Annotated in this window: 15 protein-coding genes; 6 read left to right on the top strand and 9 right to left on the bottom strand. The window is 63.4% G+C overall.

Annotated features, from left to right (window positions below; translation table 11 throughout):
• The first annotated feature begins 200 nt into the window (after window positions 1-200).
• Window positions 201-1,418: a GGDEF domain-containing protein gene (locus FBZ93_RS29665; RefSeq protein WP_146990939.1), complete on the top strand. Its 1,218-nt coding sequence runs from the start codon at window positions 201-203 to the stop codon at window positions 1,416-1,418.
• A gap of 24 nt (window positions 1,419-1,442) precedes the next feature.
• Here FBZ93_RS29665 and FBZ93_RS29660 read toward each other — a convergent pair whose 3' ends face one another.
• On the bottom strand, window positions 1,443-2,171 hold the full coding sequence (locus tag FBZ93_RS29660; protein WP_146990937.1) for an SDR family oxidoreductase: 729 nt from the start codon (window positions 2,169-2,171) through the stop codon (window positions 1,443-1,445).
• Window positions 2,172-2,268: 97 nt separating this feature from the next.
• Window positions 2,269-3,159, bottom strand: a complete 891-nt coding sequence (locus tag FBZ93_RS29655; RefSeq protein WP_146990935.1) for a LysR family transcriptional regulator — start codon at window positions 3,157-3,159, stop codon at window positions 2,269-2,271.
• Window positions 3,160-3,245: 86 nt separating this feature from the next.
• Here FBZ93_RS29655 and FBZ93_RS29650 point away from each other — a divergent pair, with 86 nt between their 5' ends.
• Together FBZ93_RS29650 and FBZ93_RS29645 are read left to right on the top strand one after the other, a co-directional pair.
• A complete protein-coding gene (locus FBZ93_RS29650; protein ID WP_167529268.1) occupies window positions 3,246-3,707 on the top strand; it encodes a PACE efflux transporter in 462 nt (153 codons plus the stop codon).
• Window positions 3,708-3,944: 237 nt separating this feature from the next.
• Window positions 3,945-5,183, top strand: coding sequence for an ABC transporter substrate-binding protein (locus FBZ93_RS29645; RefSeq protein ID WP_146990933.1), 1,239 nt, complete (start codon window positions 3,945-3,947; stop codon window positions 5,181-5,183).
• An 84-nt stretch (window positions 5,184-5,267) separates the two neighbouring features.
• Here the strand turns inward: FBZ93_RS29645 and FBZ93_RS29640 are convergent, their stop codons facing one another.
• Complete coding sequence (locus FBZ93_RS29640; RefSeq protein WP_246667699.1) at window positions 5,268-6,113, bottom strand: c-type cytochrome; 846 nt, start codon at window positions 6,111-6,113, stop codon at window positions 5,268-5,270.
• A gap of 396 nt (window positions 6,114-6,509) precedes the next feature.
• Here FBZ93_RS29640 and FBZ93_RS29635 point away from each other — a divergent pair, with 396 nt between their 5' ends.
• Window positions 6,510-7,208 (top strand): glutathione S-transferase C-terminal domain-containing protein, encoded by a 699-nt coding sequence (locus FBZ93_RS29635; protein ID WP_146990931.1) that lies wholly within the window; start codon window positions 6,510-6,512, stop codon window positions 7,206-7,208.
• A gap of 78 nt (window positions 7,209-7,286) precedes the next feature.
• On the opposite strand, the gene FBZ93_RS29630 is transcribed toward FBZ93_RS29635, so the two are convergent.
• The 5 genes from FBZ93_RS29630 to FBZ93_RS29610 form a co-directional block, all read right to left on the bottom strand.
• On the bottom strand, window positions 7,287-8,204 hold the full coding sequence (locus FBZ93_RS29630; RefSeq protein WP_146991189.1) for an MBL fold metallo-hydrolase: 918 nt from the start codon (window positions 8,202-8,204) through the stop codon (window positions 7,287-7,289).
• 166 nt (window positions 8,205-8,370) lie between these two features.
• Complete coding sequence (locus FBZ93_RS29625; protein WP_146990930.1) at window positions 8,371-9,978, bottom strand: MDR family MFS transporter; 1,608 nt, start codon at window positions 9,976-9,978, stop codon at window positions 8,371-8,373.
• 30 nt (window positions 9,979-10,008) lie between these two features.
• A complete protein-coding gene (locus FBZ93_RS29620) occupies window positions 10,009-11,160 on the bottom strand; it encodes an HlyD family secretion protein (protein WP_146990928.1) in 1,152 nt (383 codons plus the stop codon).
• A 569-nt stretch (window positions 11,161-11,729) separates the two neighbouring features.
• Window positions 11,730-12,668, bottom strand: coding sequence for a helix-turn-helix transcriptional regulator (locus tag FBZ93_RS29615; RefSeq protein WP_146990926.1), 939 nt, complete (start codon window positions 12,666-12,668; stop codon window positions 11,730-11,732).
• Window positions 12,669-12,722: 54 nt separating this feature from the next.
• The gene (locus tag FBZ93_RS29610) at window positions 12,723-13,673 is read right to left on the bottom strand and encodes a helix-turn-helix transcriptional regulator (RefSeq protein ID WP_146990924.1); all 951 of its coding nucleotides are present in this window, start codon (window positions 13,671-13,673) and stop codon (window positions 12,723-12,725) included.
• A gap of 446 nt (window positions 13,674-14,119) precedes the next feature.
• On the opposite strand from FBZ93_RS29610, the gene FBZ93_RS29605 reads away from it, so the two are divergent.
• Both FBZ93_RS29605 and FBZ93_RS29600 read left to right on the top strand, forming a co-directional pair.
• Complete coding sequence (locus tag FBZ93_RS29605; RefSeq protein WP_146990922.1) at window positions 14,120-15,049, top strand: helix-turn-helix domain-containing protein; 930 nt, start codon at window positions 14,120-14,122, stop codon at window positions 15,047-15,049.
• 105 nt (window positions 15,050-15,154) lie between these two features.
• Window positions 15,155-16,087 carry a helix-turn-helix domain-containing protein gene (locus FBZ93_RS29600; RefSeq protein WP_146990920.1) on the top strand — a complete coding sequence of 311 codons (933 nt, stop codon included), beginning with the start codon at window positions 15,155-15,157 and terminating at the stop codon, window positions 16,085-16,087.
• Window positions 16,088-16,089: 2 nt separating this feature from the next.
• Here the strand turns inward: FBZ93_RS29600 and FBZ93_RS29595 are convergent, their stop codons facing one another.
• On the bottom strand, window positions 16,090-17,037 hold the full coding sequence (locus FBZ93_RS29595) for a catalase family peroxidase (protein WP_146990918.1): 948 nt from the start codon (window positions 17,035-17,037) through the stop codon (window positions 16,090-16,092).
• Between the last annotated feature and the right edge of the window lie 452 nt (window positions 17,038-17,489).

Below are 17,489 nucleotides of genomic sequence, written 5' to 3'. Positions count from 1 at the left end.
CGATTTTCGGCGCCATCACAGTCGAACGAGGTGACAGCCGAATGACCGGACGTCGATGCGGCGGCGACCGCTGCGTCCGGATGACGCGGTGGCGGCGCGGATTTACGACCCATCAATCACGTTGCGTGATCGAGACCAGCCTTAGAGACCTGTTAGGGCCGGTCGGGTTTCTTGCCACGTGAAAGTACGGGGCAAGAACAATGCAGTCCGAAAAAGGACGATATAGCCAGCCGCGCTGGGGCGTGACGCGCTGGCTCGCCGACGCCGGACCCGGCGTGCCTGACGACATCCGCGCGGCGCTGATCGGCGATCTCTACGGCTCGCTGCCGGTGTTCGCGGCCGGCGCCGTCAACACGGTCGCAGTCGCGGCCGTGATTGCGATCCGCGAGCCGACCGCGCTGTTCATCACCTGGGTCGTGCTCGAACTCGTCATCTGCCTGTCGCGACTGGCGGTGCTCGTGGTTGCGCATCGCGCCGCGCGCGAGCAGCGGCCCACCCCGACCGATCTGCACCTCGTGCTTGCGGTCGCCTGGAGCGCCAGCGTCGGCTTCGGCATCCTGATCAGCCTTGCCAGCGGCGACTGGGTGGTCGCGCTGCTGGCCTCGCTGTCGGCGGCGGCGATGGTCGGCGGCATCTGCTTCCGCAACTTCAGCGCTCCCCGCCTCGCCGGAACCATGATCCTGCTCAGCCTCGGCCCGATCGTGCCGGGTGCAGCGCTTGCCGGCGAGCCGCTGCTGTTCATCGTCTTCCTGCAGGTGCCGCTGTATCTCACGGCGATGACGGTTGCAGCCTTCCGTCTCAACAAGATGCTGATCGCGACCATGCGCGCCGAGCGCGAGAACGGCCACCTCGCCCATCACGACACCCTCACCGGCCTGCGCAATCGCGCCGGTTTCGTCGCCGCGCTGAACGCAAAGCTCGAGGCCGCGGCCGGACATGGCGGGCCGTTCGCGCTGCTGTTCTTCGACCTCGACAATTTCAAGCCGGTCAACGACACCTATGGCCACGCCGCCGGCGACCAGGTGCTGATACTGGCCGCCGAGCGGCTGCGGCGCGCGCTGCCGGAGACCGACGTGATCGCGCGGCTTGGCGGCGACGAATTCGTGGTGCTGGCCAACGGCATCACCGCCGAGCAGGCGCTTACCGTCGGCCATCGCATCATCCAGGCCGTCACCATGCCCTACCGGCTCGCCGACGGTATCTTTGCGAAGGTCGGCGTCAGCGTCGGTGTCGCCGTATCGCCCGAGCACGGCGCCGAGGCCGAAGAGTTGCTGGCGGTTGCCGATGCCGCGCTCTACGAGGCCAAATCCGCCGGCAAGGCCCAGTGCCGCATGGCCTCGGTCGCCACCAATGTCGCGGCGCTGCGCCGGCTGACGAAGAAGGACCCCGCGCCGGCGCTCGATCGCGGCGCCGCCTGAGACGAGGTCCGGCGGGCCGCCGCGCTACAGATCGAAATTCGTCGGCAGCATCACGACGTCGCGGATGGTCATGCCGCGCGGCCGGGTCAGCATGAACATCACGACCTCGGCGACTTCGCTCGCCTCCAGCAGGCTGCCGGCGGCCTTGGCTTCCTGCAGCTTCTCGGCCGGCCAGTCGGCGAGCAGCGCGCTGATCACGGGCCCCGGCGAGATCGAACCGACGCGGATGCCGTGCTTGAACACCTGGCGCCGCACCGTCTGCACGAAACAGTTGATCGCCCATTTCGACGAGGCATAGACCGGCTCCCACGGCGTCGGGAAATGCGCGGCGAGCGAGCTTGTGACGATGATGTCGCCGGTCGCCCGCGCGATCATGTGCGGCAGCACGTCGTGCACGTTCTTCATCACGACATTGACGTTGAGGTTCAGCATCCGGTCGATCGCGGCGCTATCGGCATCGACGAGGTCGCCGCCGACATAGATGCCGGCATTGGCATGCAGGATGTCGAGCTGGCCGGCTTTCTCCAGCACGCGCGGCAACAGCGTCGCGCAGGCATTCGGGTCGAGCAGGTCGATCACCAGCGGGATCGCGGCATCGCCATGCGTGCCGGCGAGCGCCGCGAGCGCGGCGGCGTCGCGGTCGACCATCACCACGCGCGCGCCGGCGGCCAGCATCGCCTCGCTGCTCGCAAGTCCGATACCCGATGCCGCCCCGGTCACCGCCGCGACCTTGCCTTCCAACTGCTTCGCCATCGTCTTCACCCTGTCAGGTCAGTGCGGCGCGCATCGCAACACATCGCGGTCGCGATGTCAGCTCCCATGCGATCCGCGACGGTGCGCGCGCCGCCGCTCACAGGCGGAGCATCGGCGGCCGCGTGGCGAAACGGCGGCGCAGCCATTTTGCCGCCGGCCCCGCCGGCCGCTGCTTGTGCCAGACCACTTCGAGCGCGACGGGATGCGCGCCCTCGTCGAATTCCAGTTCGGGAATGGCAAGGTCCTCGGCGACCTGCGAGCTCGCCATGATGTGCGCCGGGATCAGCGCCCAGCCGACACCGTGCTTGAGGATTTGCAGGATCACCCAGTGGCTCTCGACCCACCACACCTCCGCCGCGACACGCAGCCGATGCCGCTCGGTTCCCTCGTTGCGCACCGTGACCATGATCTGGCGATGCCGCTTCAGCTCCTCCCAGTCCACCCGCCCATGTGCCAGTGGATGGTTCTTGCCGCACACGAGCTGCAGTGGCACCCAGCCGATGGTCTTGAAACCAAGCTCGGGCGGCAGCTGCTCCTGCCGCCACATCACGCCGACGTCGGCCTTGCCGTCGAGCACGAGGCGGCTGACGTCCTCCATGATCGGAAACAGCAGCTCGAGCTCGACATGCGGGAAGCGCGTGGCGAACTCCGCAAACAGCTCGCCGACCGCGCTCTCCGGATAGAGCTCGTCGATCGCCACCACCAGGCGCTTCTCGACATGCGCCTCGAAGCTACTGGCAACACCGATCAGATGCTCGCGGCGATCGAGGATCAATTTTGCTTCCGGCAACAGCCGCGCACCCGCTTCGGTGAGCGCCGGGTTGCGGCCGGTCCGGTCGAACAGCGCGAGTCCGAGATCGGTTTCCAAATTGGCGACGTGTGTGCTGACGGCTGATTGCGCCTTCTTCAGAAGCCGCGCTGCGCCGGAGAACGAGCCTTGCTCGGCCGCCGCCACGAAGGATTCGAGCTGGTCCATGGAAACGGCCATCTATCTCTTTTACAGATATTATCTAACTTTGTAATCCCACAATACCAGATAGAAATCCGGTCACAACGACAAGAAAGGGTTTCAAAATGTCCATGCGTTCCTTCTCCGACCGGATCAGGCACGCAGTCCTGTTCGAGCTGATCGGTATCGCCATCTTCACGCCGGCGGCCGCCTGGCTGTTCAATCAGCCGGTCGCCCATACGGGCGTCATCGGCGTTGTCTCGGCGACGGTGGCGACGATCTGGAACTTGCTGTTCAATCTCGGCTTCGACCATGCGCTGGTCCGCTTCACCGGCCGTGTCGTCAAGACGATGCCGATCCGCGTTGCGCACGCGATGCTGTTCGAAGCCGGCCTGATCGTGCTGCTGATCCCGTTCGTCGCCTGGTACCTCGGCATCTCGCTGTGGGCCGCGCTGATGATGGATATCTCGATCGTCGCGTTCTATCTGGTCTACGCGTTCGTGTTCAACATCGCCTACGATCGCGTCTTCCCGGTGCGCCCGTTGAAGGCATACGGTGGCGTGGCAAGCCGGGCGCTGCCGGCCTGATCGCCTGTGATACGCGGTGCGGCTCGGATCATCAGATCCGCCGCGCCGCTCCGCATCCTGACACCGCCGCCAATATTCGTGATGATAGCGACTGCACACAAGTCCGGACGCGCTCCTCTCCTAGACTGGCTTGATCGGGCTCGGAATTGCGGAATGCTTCGAGCCGACATGCCCGTCAGAGGCTGCCAAACGGCCAACAATGCCAAAACGGCCAACAAGAAGAAGCGGAGAACTACTATGCCAAGGAACCGTTCAATCCAGCTATCCCGCCGTCATCTCATCAAGAGCGCGGCCGCCACGTCGGCCACGCTGCTGCTCGGCAGGCCCGCGATCGCCAAGGGCAAGATCGAGGGCAAGACCGAGATCGTGATCGGCAACATCGACGCCTATTCGGGACCAGCCGCGGTCTATTCGTCGATCGGCCGCACTCCCGGCGGCTATTTCAAGATGATCAACGAGCAAGGCGGCATCAACGGCCGCATGATCAAGTACATCACCTATGACGACGCCTACAGCCCGGCCAAGACGGTGGAACAGGCGCGCAAGCTCGTCGAAGGCGACGAGATCGATGTTCTGTTTGCGCCGCTCGGTGCGCCCACCAACGCAGCGATCATGAAGTACATGAACCTGAAGAAGGTCCCGCACCTCTTCATCGCCTCGGGCGCGACCAAGTTCGGCGACCACAAGAATTTCCCCTACACCATGGGTTTCCAGCCCTGCTATCAGATCGAAGGGCGCGCCTTCGCGCAACACGTTCTCGCGACACAGCCGGATGCCAAGATCGGCATTGTCTACCAGAACGACGATTTCGGACGCGACGTGCTGAAGGGTTTCAAGGACGGACTTGGCGCCAAGACGTCCGCGATCGTTGCCGAGCTGTCCTACGAAACCGCTGACCCGACGATCGACAGCCAGGTGGTCCGCTGCAAATCCGCCGGTGCAAATGTGTTCATGAGCATGACCACACCGAAATTCGCCGCCCAAGGTATCAAGAAGATCGCCGAACTCGGCTGGCAGCCGGCGCATTACATCGGCAACAACGCCTCCTCCGCGGGCTCGACGCTGAAGGCCGCGGGGTTCGACGTGTCCAAGGGGATCATCTCGAGCGCCTATCTGAAGGATCCCGTCGACGCCGCCTGGGACAACGACCCCGCCATCCGGAAATGGCGTGCCTTCCTCGACAAATACGATCCGGCAGCCGCCAAGAACGACATCTACGCGGTCACCGGCTATCTCACCAGCCAGATCCTGGTCCAGGTGCTCAAGCAGTGCGGCGACGATGTCTCGTCCGAAAACATCATCAAGCAGGCGGCGAATTTGCGGGACGTCGAATCCGACATGCTGCTGCCGGGCATCAGGATCAACACCTCGCCGACCGACTACTATCCGCTCGAGCAACTGCAACTGACGCGCTTCAGCGGCGAACGCTACGAGCCGATGGGACCGGTGATCGACGGCGGCATCTCGAAGGCGTGAACGCAGCAGGCGATATGCGAGGCGCGGACCCTCACCGGGTCTACGCCTCTCCATCGTCATTGCCCGCCAGAAGCGGCCGTCAGACTATTCTTTTGCCGGCACCGTACGCAAATAGGCGACGATGGCGTCGAGGTCGGCAGCTGCCAGAGTGGCGTAGTAATGGAAGCCCATGGGCGGATTGAGCTTGCCGCCATCGTTGCTGACGCCCTGCGTGATGGCGCGTTTGATCGCGTCATCAGTCCAGCCGCCGATGCCCTTCGTCTTGCTGGAGGTGATATTCCTGGAAACCGACAAGCCCCATGCTCCCGGAAAATCCCTGCCGCCGGCGCCCAGCTTGGTTGCGAATTCCAGCCCTTGCGGCCCCATCGGCGTATGACACGCCATGCAGTGCGCGATAGTAGCGAGGTAGAACCCTTGCTGCACCTTGCCGCTCAACATCGCCTCGGTGTACGGGCTTTCACCGCCCGGTGGGACCGGATGTCCTTGCGCCATCCTGTAGATTGGCTCCGGCACCGCATTCTTGATCGGCTTGAGCGTCCGCAGATAAGCGATCACCGCATCGATATCCCGGTCGGTCATGATCTCATAGAAGCCGCTTGGCATGACCATGGCCACACGTTCGCCGTTGCGCTTGACGCCCTTCCGCAGCAATTGCTTGAGCTCGGCGTCGGTGTAGTTGCCGATGCCGGTTTCCTTGTCCTGCGTCACGTTCGGGGCGGTGACCTTGAAAGGCGGCTCATCCCACGACGCGCCGCCGGAAAATGCCTTATCCGGGATATCCCCCGATGGCCCCTTCGGCGTATGGCAGTTGCCGCAGGCCAGGATGCCATTGACCAGATAATCACCGCGCTCGACTAGGTCCGATTGTGCGCTGGCCGGGCTGGTCAATACCGCGCCGACAACGAGCGCTAACGATCCGATACGGATCATGACGACGTCTCCAATCAATTAAATATGCCGATAGAACTCTGATCGATTTCTGGCTTCAAAAAGGTCCGTCAACGAAATGCGCGCACTGGTGCCAACGCTGCGAAGGCCGTGCGTAAATCGAGATAGCCGACGCGCAAGAAAAAGGCGCGCGCGGATCAATGGGACGATCGCCGCCCTTTCTTTCGGCACGTGACTGCCGAGGGCTGGCCAGACAAAATCTAGCAGATTTTACGTGTTTGAGAAGCCAACATGACTTCGCCGAAATTCGGGGCGCGAGACATCAGGATCAACGCCCACCGACCAATCGTTATCCGCCCGAGCACGGCGCGGTTGGCCAGCGTTTCCAACCGATCATTCTTGAGGTACCTTCGTCCATCCTGAACGTGACGAGCCGCCATGCTCACGCTCTATTCCTATCCGCCGTTGTTCGGCGTCGCCGACAACAACGGTTACGGTCTGAAGGTGTTCGCTTTTCTCAAGCTCGCGCGCGTGCCGTTCCGGCATGAGCACATCTTTGATGCGTCGAAGGCGCCGCGCCAGCAATTGCCCTATATCGTCGACGGCGATGACACCGTCGGCGACAGCGAGACCATCCTCCGCTATGTCACCGAAAAATACGGCGTGACGCTGGATGCGGCGCTGACGCCGGCGCAACGCACCACCGATCTCCTCGTCACGCGGACGCTCGACGATCTCTACTGGGTGATGTCCTACTCGCGCTGGAAGGACGAGCGCTACTGGCCGAAGTTCCGCGATGCGCTCAAGCGTGAGCATCCGGACCTTACCGACGACGGCTTGATGAAGGCCAGGGAGTTCAACGCGCAACGCTATCATTACCAGGGCATCGGCCGCTTCGAGCCCGACGCCGCGATGGCCCGCGGGCTCGCCGATCTCGCCGCACTGGCGAACCTGATCTCGCGGCAAGGCTACGTGCATGGCAACACGCCGACGTCCATCGACGCCGGCATCTATGGCTTCGTGGCCAATATCTACTTCTACGACATCGACACGCCGTTGAAGGCGTTCGTGGTCGCGCACAACGCCCTGGCGCAACACTGCCGTGCCATCCACGCGGCGGTCGCCGGTGTCGCATAGCGCCCGGCTGCGCCCCAGGGCGCGAACTCGTCAACATGATGAGCCCGCGCCCCGGTTCAGCTCTAACCCAGCAAGCGGTCAGTAGTCCCAGAACGCCGGGACCCAGCGGAAGGCGTCGCCATCAACCGCGACATGACCGACGGATGGGAACGGCATATGCGTCGCCACCAGCAATTCGCGGTTCGCCGCCAGCTCCCGCAGCAGGCGAATTCTGGCGCGGGCCGCCTCCTCGGGGTCGTGTTCGAAGCCGTTGTGCCAGTCGGGGTGTTCGAACCCGACGGTGAACACGAGATCGCCGGCGAATGTCAGCCGGTCGCCGCCGGATGCGAGGCGGACCACGCTGTGCCCGGGGGTGTGACCGCCGGTGCGGCGGACAACCACGCCCGGCGCCACCTCGTGCTCGTCATCGAACGTCCGCAGATTGCCGCGGTATTCGTTCGCGAACCGCTTGGCAGTTGCACGAAGCGCGTCCGGGAAGCCCGGCGGCATCGAGACGCGGGAGAAATCCGGCGCCTCCCAGAATTTGACTTCGGCGGCGGCCACGTGGATCCGCAGGTCCGGACGCAGCCTCTCCTTGACGCCGTCGACGAGCAGCCCGCCGACATGGTCCATGTGCATATGGGTCAGCACCACGTCGGTCACGGCCGCAAGATCGATGCCGGCGGCCTCCAGTCGCTTGATCGTCTGCCCGGCGCGCGGCAGATGCAGGTCCGGATCGGATCCGAGCCCGGCGTCGATCAGGATGGTTTTCCCATCACTGCGGACCACAACCACGTTCAGCGCCCAATCGAACGCGTCCGGCGGCAGGAACATGTCCTTCAACCAGGCCGCGCGAACCGCCGGGTCGGCATTATGTGCCAGCATCTGGGATGGGAGCGGCAGCACACCATCGCTGACGACCAGCACGTCAATCTCGCCGATCCGCAGCGCATAGCGCGACGGCACCAGCTCTTCGGGCTCCGACTTAATGGGGAGCGAGGTGTTGTGTAGGTTCATGTTCGTCTCCTGCTGACCGGCCACGCCGCGTTGAGGCGTGTTTGCGGTAGGTTGGACTATTAGCGAACCGGCGCTGCAGCTGCCCCAGAGCGATTGTCGTCGTTGCAGAGAGATTGCGGCTGATATTGCCGATCGTGAGATGCGGTGACGATGTCCTTGAAGCTGGTCAGTGCCCGCCGCCGGCATCGAGACGGCCGGGCTTCCTGAGCATGAGAGCGGCCATCAGCGCGACGATCTGCGATACTCCCAGCAGATAGAAGGTATCGCTGAAGCCGAGGATGAAGGCCTGCTTCTGGATCACCTTGCCCATCGCGACATAGGCGTGGTGGACGGCATCCATCCGGTCGACCACCCCATGGCTGATGAAATACTGCGTGAGCTGATCAAGCCGGGTGCGGGTCGCCTGCTCGAACATCGTGACGTGCTGCGAGAGCACATTGGAGTGGAATTGCTCGCGCTTCGTGAGCAGCGTCTGCAGCGCGGCGATGCCGATCGCGCCGCCGAGGTTTCGCATCATGTTGAACAGGGCGGATGCGGAACCGGCGTTCTCCTGCTCGATGCCCGCGGTCGCAACCGCGGAAAGCGGGGCGAACACGAGTGCCTGGCCAAAGGCGCGGATGACATTCGGCCAGAACAATTGGTCGGCGGCATAGTCGTTCGTCATATAGATGTTCATGAAGTTGGAGCCCCCGAACAACACGAAGCCGATGCCGATCACCAGACGTGCGTCGAAGCGCTGCATCAGACGAGGCACCAGCGGGATCAGCAAGAGCTGCGGCAGTCCGGTCCATGCCAGCACCATGCCGATCTGCTCCGAATTGTAGCCCTGGATACGGGACAGGTAGACCGGCAGGACGTAGACCGAGCCATAGAGCGAAACGCCGAGCAGGAAGTTCGCGAGAACGCCAAACCCGAAATTGCGGCGGAACAGGATGCGCAGGTTGAGCAACGGCCGCTTCGCGGTCAGCTCGATCGCGAGAAACAACACCAGTGCGACCGCGGCAATGATTGCCAGCCGGACGATGAAGGGCGAGCCGAACCAGTCGTCCTTGTTGCCCTCTTCCAGCACGGTCTGCAGCGCGGCGAGCCCGATCGCCATGGTAATGATCCCGGCCCAGTCGCCTTCGCGCAGCAGCGACAGATTCATGGGTTTCGATTCCAGCGAGAAGAACAGCATGGCGATCATGACCCCGCCAGGCACGACGTTGACGTAGAAAATGTACTCCCAGCCGAAATTCTCGGTGAGATAGCCCCCGATGGTCGGACCGATCGCGGGCGCGAAAGTCGCGGAGACCGCAAACATCGCGAGGCCGATCGTCTGCTTCGCCTTCGGCAACAGCGTGATGATGAGCGTGAACGCCATCGGGATCAGTACGCCACCGGTGAAGCCCTGCACGGCGCGCAGCGCGATCATCTGCGGCAGGTCCTGCGCCAGTGCGCACGCCGCCGAAAACACCAGGAACAGGAACGCGTTGGTGAGCAGATAGATGCGGACCGAGAACACCTGGGCGAGCCATCCGGAGAGCGGGATCACGACGATCTCGGCGATCAGGTAGGACGTCGAGATCCAGCCGCCGTCATCGATGCCGGCGCCGATTCCGCCCTGAATGTCGGCGAGCGAGGCGTTGACGATCTGGATGTTGAGCACCGCCATGAAGGCACCGAGCGTCGCCCCCGTCACCGCGAGCCAGGTCTTTGCGGAGACAGCAGGACCGGCGGCCGGCGACTGACCGTCGCTGGCGGGAGCGGCATCGACAGCTTGTAATGTCGTCATGGTGGCCTCCTCGCGCGCGGGCGTGATGCATCAGTCGGCTGCGGGACCGCCGCCGCGCGCAGCGAGCCGCTTCCCGGAGGTACGTTCGGCGACGGCGGCCGATTTGGTGTTGACGGTCGGGATCGCCGACATGCCGGGCCGCAGCAGGCCCGTGAGGCTGTGATCGTCGAGCGCGATCTTCACCGGCACGCGTTGCACGATCTTGGTAAAATTGCCGGTGGCGTTGTCGGGCGGCAGCAGCGCAAATTCCAGGCCGCTTGCCGGCGACAGGCTGTCGACATGGCCCTTCAGCCTGATCGAATGGAAGCTGTCGACCCGCAGCTCGACCGGCTGGCCATTGCGCACATGGGTAAGCTGGGTCTCCTTGAAGTTCGCGACCACGTAAACCGCGTCGAGCGGCACGACTGCCATCAGTTGCGTTCCAGCCTGCACATACTGCCCGATGCGGAGCGTTCGTGCGCCGACCGTCCCCTCAACCGGTGCCGTGATCTCGGTATAGGAGAGGTTCAGGGCGGCCTGCTGTTCGACCGCGCGCGCGCGGCTGAGTTGCGCGACGGCTTGCGCGCGCTGGGCCGCGAGCACCTCGATCTTCTTGTTGGCCGCCAGCAATCCCGCCTTGCCCTGCTGCAGCTGCGCAGTCTGCGTGCGCAACGCCGCGTCGGTCTGCTGGGCGCGCTGGATCGTGCCGGAACCCGATTTCATGAGTTCGTCGTAGCGGGCGCGCTCCTGCTGCGCGAATTTCAGGCTGGCCTCGATCGCGTCGACCTCGGCTGCCTGCTGCTGGATCAGCGGCTCCTGCAATTCGATCTGCAGGTTGAGATTCTTGACGGCAGCGTCGGACGCGGCGACATCCGCCTGGGCCTGCCCCAGCGCGGCCTTGAAGTCGCGGTCGTCGATCCGCGCCAGCGTCTGGCCGGCCCTGACCCGTTCGTTGTCGGAAACCAGCACCTCGGCGATGTAGCCGGAGACCTTGGGTGCGATAATCGTGGAATCGGCTTTGACATAGGCATCGTCGGTCGTTTCCAGGTAGCGGCCGGTGGTGACGTAGTAGTGGCCGAACGCGGCAGCGTTGGCGACGCCGAGTGCCGCGGCGAGCGCGAACGCCGCGCGCCGGACTGCCTGGCGCGACGGCGAGCTGCGGGTGCCGGCTTTCTGCTCGGCGGCGTAAGGAAGGGTCGACATGGTGGTCCTCCAAAAGTTGTTGCGCTCGGGAGTCGAATCGGATGTCGCAGGCAGGCGTCATGACGCCGGGACGCACGCGCGTCGCCGCCGTCCGGGAGAGCCCGGCGCGATCGCCAACGACACGACGATGTGAGATAAATTCTAGGCGGCGCTCACGGCGCGCCGCATGTCGCCGCCAGCGCCATCGGCATGGAGTGTCCGCACGCCGCGTGACAACGGCCGGCAAGCATCGGCTGGACAAGTCGAAGCGCAATCGGCTGCGTTGGCCTCAGGGGAAAGCCATTGTAGGATAGCGGAGCGTCGTCCGTTGTCATGATCGGCGCCGTGGCGAGCGAGTGAACCTCGACCTGCTCGCCGGTGGCTGACGTGAAACGGATGCCCAGCGAGAGGCCGTAGACGACTGCGCTCGCTATCGCCCTCCGTGGCGGGACGATTGCAGGAAGGGTGAGATATTTCCTCCAGGTCATCGTTGATCTCCATCCGATACGGATCTTGGGTACCGTATTGACCTAACGGATTGAGATTTCGACTGCGCCAGAGCGATTGCCGTGCTTGCAGAAAGATTGCGGCTAACGCATACGCCTCCGCCAATCGGACGGCGTTTCGCCGGTCAGTTTCCTGAACGCGGCAGCGAAGGCGGTCTGCGACGCATAACCGAGTGCGGACGCGATCGACACCATCGATGCGTCGGTATCGCGCAACATGTTCATCGCCTGCTCGAGCCGGTGCTGCCGCAGCCAGGCATGGGGCGAAAGGCCGGTGCTGTCCTTGAAGGCACGGCAGAAGTGGAAGCGCGACAGGCCGGCTTCCGACGCGAGAGCCGCGAGCGAAACGTCAGCGTCGCTGTCGGAATGCAGGCGTTCGATCGCGCGTCGCAGAGCATGCGGAGACAGTCCGCCCATGATCGGCACGAACGTGGTTGGTGCGCCGGTGTGTCCGGCCAGAATGCGCGTCGCCAGGATATCGGTCAGTTGCTGCCTGAACAGTGCATCCAGGGCCGCATTGCCATCCAGCACATCCGCCGCACTCATCAGCAATCCGGACGTGATGGGGTCTGGCTGTCCCGTCCGCTCCAGAAGATCGCCGGGCGCGGGCGCATTGGCTTCACGGGCAACGCGTGCGAGCGTCGTGTGCGGAAGATAGAGCTGGATGACATCGACGATGCCGGGAATATCCCATCTGGCTTGTGATCCGGCCGGAATGATCGTCACGACGCCGGAACGCGCCGTTCCGATCGCGACCGACGTCCCGGTCCGTCGCTCCAGGCGCTGAACGCCGGTGGGATAGGTCATGATGACATGATCGGTCATCGGCTCGACCACGTCGTGCAGAGCCCCATGCTTCCAATGCGCGATGGAGCCATTGGATGGGTCCGAAGCCATCTGCAGGGGGACGGTCTTGAGGACACGCGCCATCTCCACATCGGCGCGACGTAGTTTGTCCGGGTCCGCCTCGGAGGGACGCGGCTGAGGGTCTTGCAAGGGAGCGCGCAATATCGGGTCGCCCATGGGGCCGTCCTCGCGTTCGGAAGACATTTCAGTTACCTGCCAGAGCGATTGCCGCTAACGCACGCGCCTCCGCCAATCGCTCGGCGTTTCGCCCGTGAGCTTCTTGAACGCGGCAGCAAAGGCGGTCTGGGAGGCGTAGCCGAGCTCCGCCGCCACCGACACCACCGACGCATCCGTGTTACGCAACATGCTCATCGCCTGTTCGAGCCGGTACTGGCGCAGCCAGGCATGGGGGGAAAGGCCGGTGCTGTCCTTGAAGGCGCGACAGAAGTGAAAGCGCGACAGCCCGGCCTCCGATGCGAGAGCCGCCAGCGACACGTCCGTATCGCTGTCTGAACGCAGGCGTTCGATCGCACGAAGCAGCGCCTTCGGCGCCAATCCTCCCCTGACCGGCTCGACCGCGACGGTCGAGCTGGCATGCGCGACGAGAAGACGGGTGGCCAGCAGCTCCGTCAGTTGCTGCCTGAACAATGTATCCAGGGCGTCATTGCTCTCCAGGATAGTTGCCGCGCTCAGCAGCAGCCGGGATGTGACGGGATCGGGATGCGCCGTGCGCTCCAGGATTTCCCTTGGCGTGGCGCCGTCGACTTCGTCCGCCACGCGTCTGAGGGTGGCGTGCGGAAGATAGAGCTGAACCACGTCGACAGGCTTTGAGATGTCCCATCGCGAGCTTGATCCTTCCGGGATGATGATCACGACGCCGGGCCGGAACGTGCCGGTCACGCGCGATCGCCCTGTCCGCCGCTCCATGCGCTGTACCGTGCCGTTGTAGGCCATGATGACGTGATGGGTCATCGGCTCGACGACGTCGTGCAATGGATCATGCTTCCAATGCGCGATCCCGGCGCCCGAGGAATCCAAAGCCATGTGAAACGGCGTGGTCCCGAGCACCCGCTCCATCTCGGCCTCGGCGGTACGATGGTCGCTGCCCGGCAAATTGGTCTGACGCATCTCGGGCGCAGCCTGCGGCCCCTCTGACGCTTCGTGGCGGATTGGCTTGCTCATTGGCTTGTACTCGTCTGGCGAGACCACACGCGTGCCACCGGCCCGGCTTCACGGACGGCGCGTGACGTCGTTGCTTCGAGTCCGCGGTTGGTTGATGCCGGTAAATGCTGCGAGCCTTCGCCGCGCGTTTTAGGCAAGGAGAACTACGGCTTCTTTCCCAAAACCGCTGGGCTTTGCCTGATCCTGCTGCAACATTTTGCCTGCGGCGTCGCGCGATGGGCAGCCTGCGGGCGTTAGGTCAGCAGTATTGATCGATGTCGTCAGCACAACCGGATGCCAGGTACTGAAATCATTTGTGAAAATCGTCCGTCGCAAGGCAATCACAATACCGTTCTAGCGTCCGCTGACCTAGACCACAGCATCCCGATACCGGATAATACCAATAATGACTGCGGAGGCGATCGGCTGGTCACCTCGTCTGGCTCCTTGCTATGAGACCATCCCACATGACACAGGCAGACACCTTCGCGCGGAGGGTCGGGCGGCAGTTGCACCTGAGACAGGCGCCGCCGTCGCTGATCACGCGTTCGATGCGCGGCGTCGAACTCGCAGTCACCGAAACCAAGTGTGATAACCCCGAGCCGGGTCTTTCCGGCTCAGTGGCCGATGAGGCCTATTTCATCAGCCTGAAGCTTCACGATTACCCGGACTGCGAGCTCTGGGATCACGGCAAATGCGTCATGAAGACGGATGTCAGAGCCGGTACAACGTATCTATACGACCTCAGGAGCGATCCGGGATATATCATCGACAAGCCATTCCACTCTCTCCAATTTCTTCTTCCGCGTTCGGCGCTCGATCGCATCGCTGAGGAAGCCGGTGTACCCCGCATCGGGGATCTCGCCTGTCAATTCGGCTTCGGCCATGACGACAAGATCATGCGTCATGTCGGTGCGGCGCTGCTACAAGCGCTGCGTCGGCCGGACGAGACGAACCAACTATTCGTTGATCACATGATGCTAGCGTTCAGCGCGCATATTGCGCAGACCTATGGTGGACTGCAGCAAGTCACCAAATCGGCGCGCGGTGGTCTTGCGCCCCGGCAGTTGAAACGGGCCTGTGAACGGCTTGATTCTGATTTGGGCGGAAAACGTTCGTTGCAGCAGATCGCGGCTGAATTCGACCTCTCGGTCGGACATTTTTCGCGGGCTTTTCGAATCTCCACCGGTTTGCCGCCGCATCAATGGCTGCTTCGCCAACGTATCAGCGCGGCCAAGCAGTTGATGACGGTACGCGAGCTGCCGCTGGCCGAGATCGCGATATCGGCCGGCTTTGCCAACCAGAGCCACTTTACGCGGGTGTTCTCGGCCGCGGTCGGGGTCAGTCCAGCCGTGTGGCGTCGCGAGCAATATGGCGTATCCGAAGGCGAAGTATGATCACGGGCTGCCCTGGAGGCTGCCGCGTGATCCTCACGATGGTCGCGACCTTCGCTCGATCGCGGTCATTCATTCCGTCCAACTCCACTCAAGGGGGCGGCGCATATGAAGTCGATGGGTTTCTACGGTCAGGCTGTGACCCAGTACTTTCATCTGGAGCATCCAGCATCCTCGTTGATCACGCGCTCGCTGCGCAATGCCGAAATCGCGGTTACTGAGGTTCGGGATGATACCCCTGTGGAAGGCCCTTCCGGCGAGATGGATGTTCAGGATGCCTATATTGTCAGCCTGAAACTTTACGATTACCCCAACGCCGAGCGCTGGGAGCGCGGCAAGCGTTCCACCAAGACCGATATTCGTGCGGGTGCAACACACCTGTACGACATGAAGAAAAATCCACGTTTCATCATCAACCAGCCATTACATCACCTTCATTTCTACCTTCCGCGCTCGGCGCTCGACGGCATCGCTGCACAGGCCGCCGCGCCGCGCGTGGGCGAGCTCCCCTCCCAGCTCGGCGGCGGTCATGATGACGCGGTCATCCGTCATATTGGCGGGTCGCTCCTGCAAGCGCTGCGTCGGCCCGCTGAGATTAACCAGCTCTTCGTCGATTACACGATGCTCGCATTTACCGCGCATGTTGCGCAGACCTATGGCGGTATGCGGCGCGTCGCGGAGCTCGCGCGCGGTGGTCTAGCGCCCTGGCAGATGAAACGAGCCTGTGAAAGGCTTGACGCCGATCTTGGCGGAAAACTTTCATCGCAACAGATCGCGGCTGAATTCGGCCTCTCGGTCAGCCATTTTTCGCGCGCGTTCCGAATCTCCACCGGCCAGCCGCCGCATCAGTGGCTGCTTCGTCAGCGCGTGGAGGCCGCGAAGCAATTGATGGGCGTGCGCGAACTGCCGCTGGCCGAGATCGCGATATCGGCCGGCTTTGCCAACCAGAGCCACTTTACACGGGTGTTCTCAGCCGTGGTCGGGGTCAGCCCGGCTGTGTGGCGCCGTGAAATGTGCGGCGTGTCCGAAGGCAATCGGTGATTTCAGGCAGTGCGCGGCGGCTCGCCTGACCGGCGACGCAGCGAGATGGCGTAGGCGGCGGAGCGCGCTGCGAAGATCTCGTCCGGTGGTCGACCGATGCCATCGGCGAGATTTGCCGGATCGAAGATAGAGCCATCGCATGCGTCGTTCGGCTCGACGCCGGTGATCACGATCGTCCCCAATCGCACAGCTTCGCGATCGTCCTCGTCGGGCCATCGGATGGTCAGGTCCAGGGTAGGATCGCCGGGGCGGTCGAGCAGCGCCATCACACTGAAGCGGATATTGCCTGTCGCCACCCGCTGTTCGAGTTCGTCGTGCAGGAAGTCGGCCGACTTCGCCCTGGCTTCCGCCGCTGTCAGCGTCACCTCGCCGCCCACCGGCGCGATCTTGAATTTGATGAACCGTGTCTCGCCCATCGAATTCGTGGCGGGGAAGGAGTGCACCCCCCAATAGGTCGTGCCGGCAAAACTGGCCGGCAGCGGCCGCGCGGCGATGTAGCTGGCCTGATGCAGCGTTTCGGGATTGGCAGCAGAGAATGCCTTGACCTTTTCGACGTCGGGCTGCCCATTGGGTCCCGGGATGCGCACTTCAAGGAAAGCCAGCATCTGCTCGAGCGTCCTCGCATAATGAACCGGAGCGTTTTGCGCGAGGATGTCCGAGCGATGACCGGTGTCGCCAAGCCTGAAGCTGAAACCACGCGGCACGAGATGGTCGGTATCCGCCACATCGGGATTGCCGCCGCCCACCGAGAAGCGTGCCAGCACGCGGGATGGCCTGGTGAAGCTCCGCGACCTCGTGATTTCCTGCGCCTGCTGCGACGGCATATAGGTGCCGTGGACGCATTGGCCCTTGGCAAAGCCCGCACGTCCGTTTGACGGATGGCCGGCCACTGCTTCCAGTGCCTCAACAATTAAGGCGGGCGTGACGGGGCCCCTCGGGAACTCGGACATGGCGACCCTTGGTTCGAAAGCCGGTAATTTGTGCAGATTTACCGGGCCAGACCTGTCGCCGCCCCCGAGCTATTGACGTGATTGTAGAGCGATTGCTGCCAATCCATGAGTCTTGCTGTCGGCCCTGACGCGCGACGTCTCGCTGCGATCGCGAGACCCATGACCTCCGGCCGTTCAACATGCTCGGTGTCGTCCCTGCGAAAGCAGGGACCCATAACCACGAATGACTACCGTTGAACGATGCTGGTACGACGAGTCCCGTTCACGACAGGGGCCGCGGAGTATGGGTCCCTGCTTTCGCAGGGACGACAAGTGGGAGGAGTCTTGTACTCACTCCGGTGTCATCGCCCGGCTCGATGTTTAGACCGGAGACATTGCTGACACCTGTTCCGACACATCACTGACAGGTCCGCCATTGGTCAAGTCGATTGATGCGACCTGCCAGCTGGCGA

The organism is Bradyrhizobium macuxiense (assembly GCF_007993935.1).
GTDB classification, from domain to species: domain Bacteria; phylum Pseudomonadota; class Alphaproteobacteria; order Rhizobiales; family Xanthobacteraceae; genus Bradyrhizobium; species Bradyrhizobium macuxiense_A.
The sequence above is the reverse complement of the archived record's forward strand: the minus strand, read 5'-3'. Positions and strand labels throughout refer to the sequence as shown.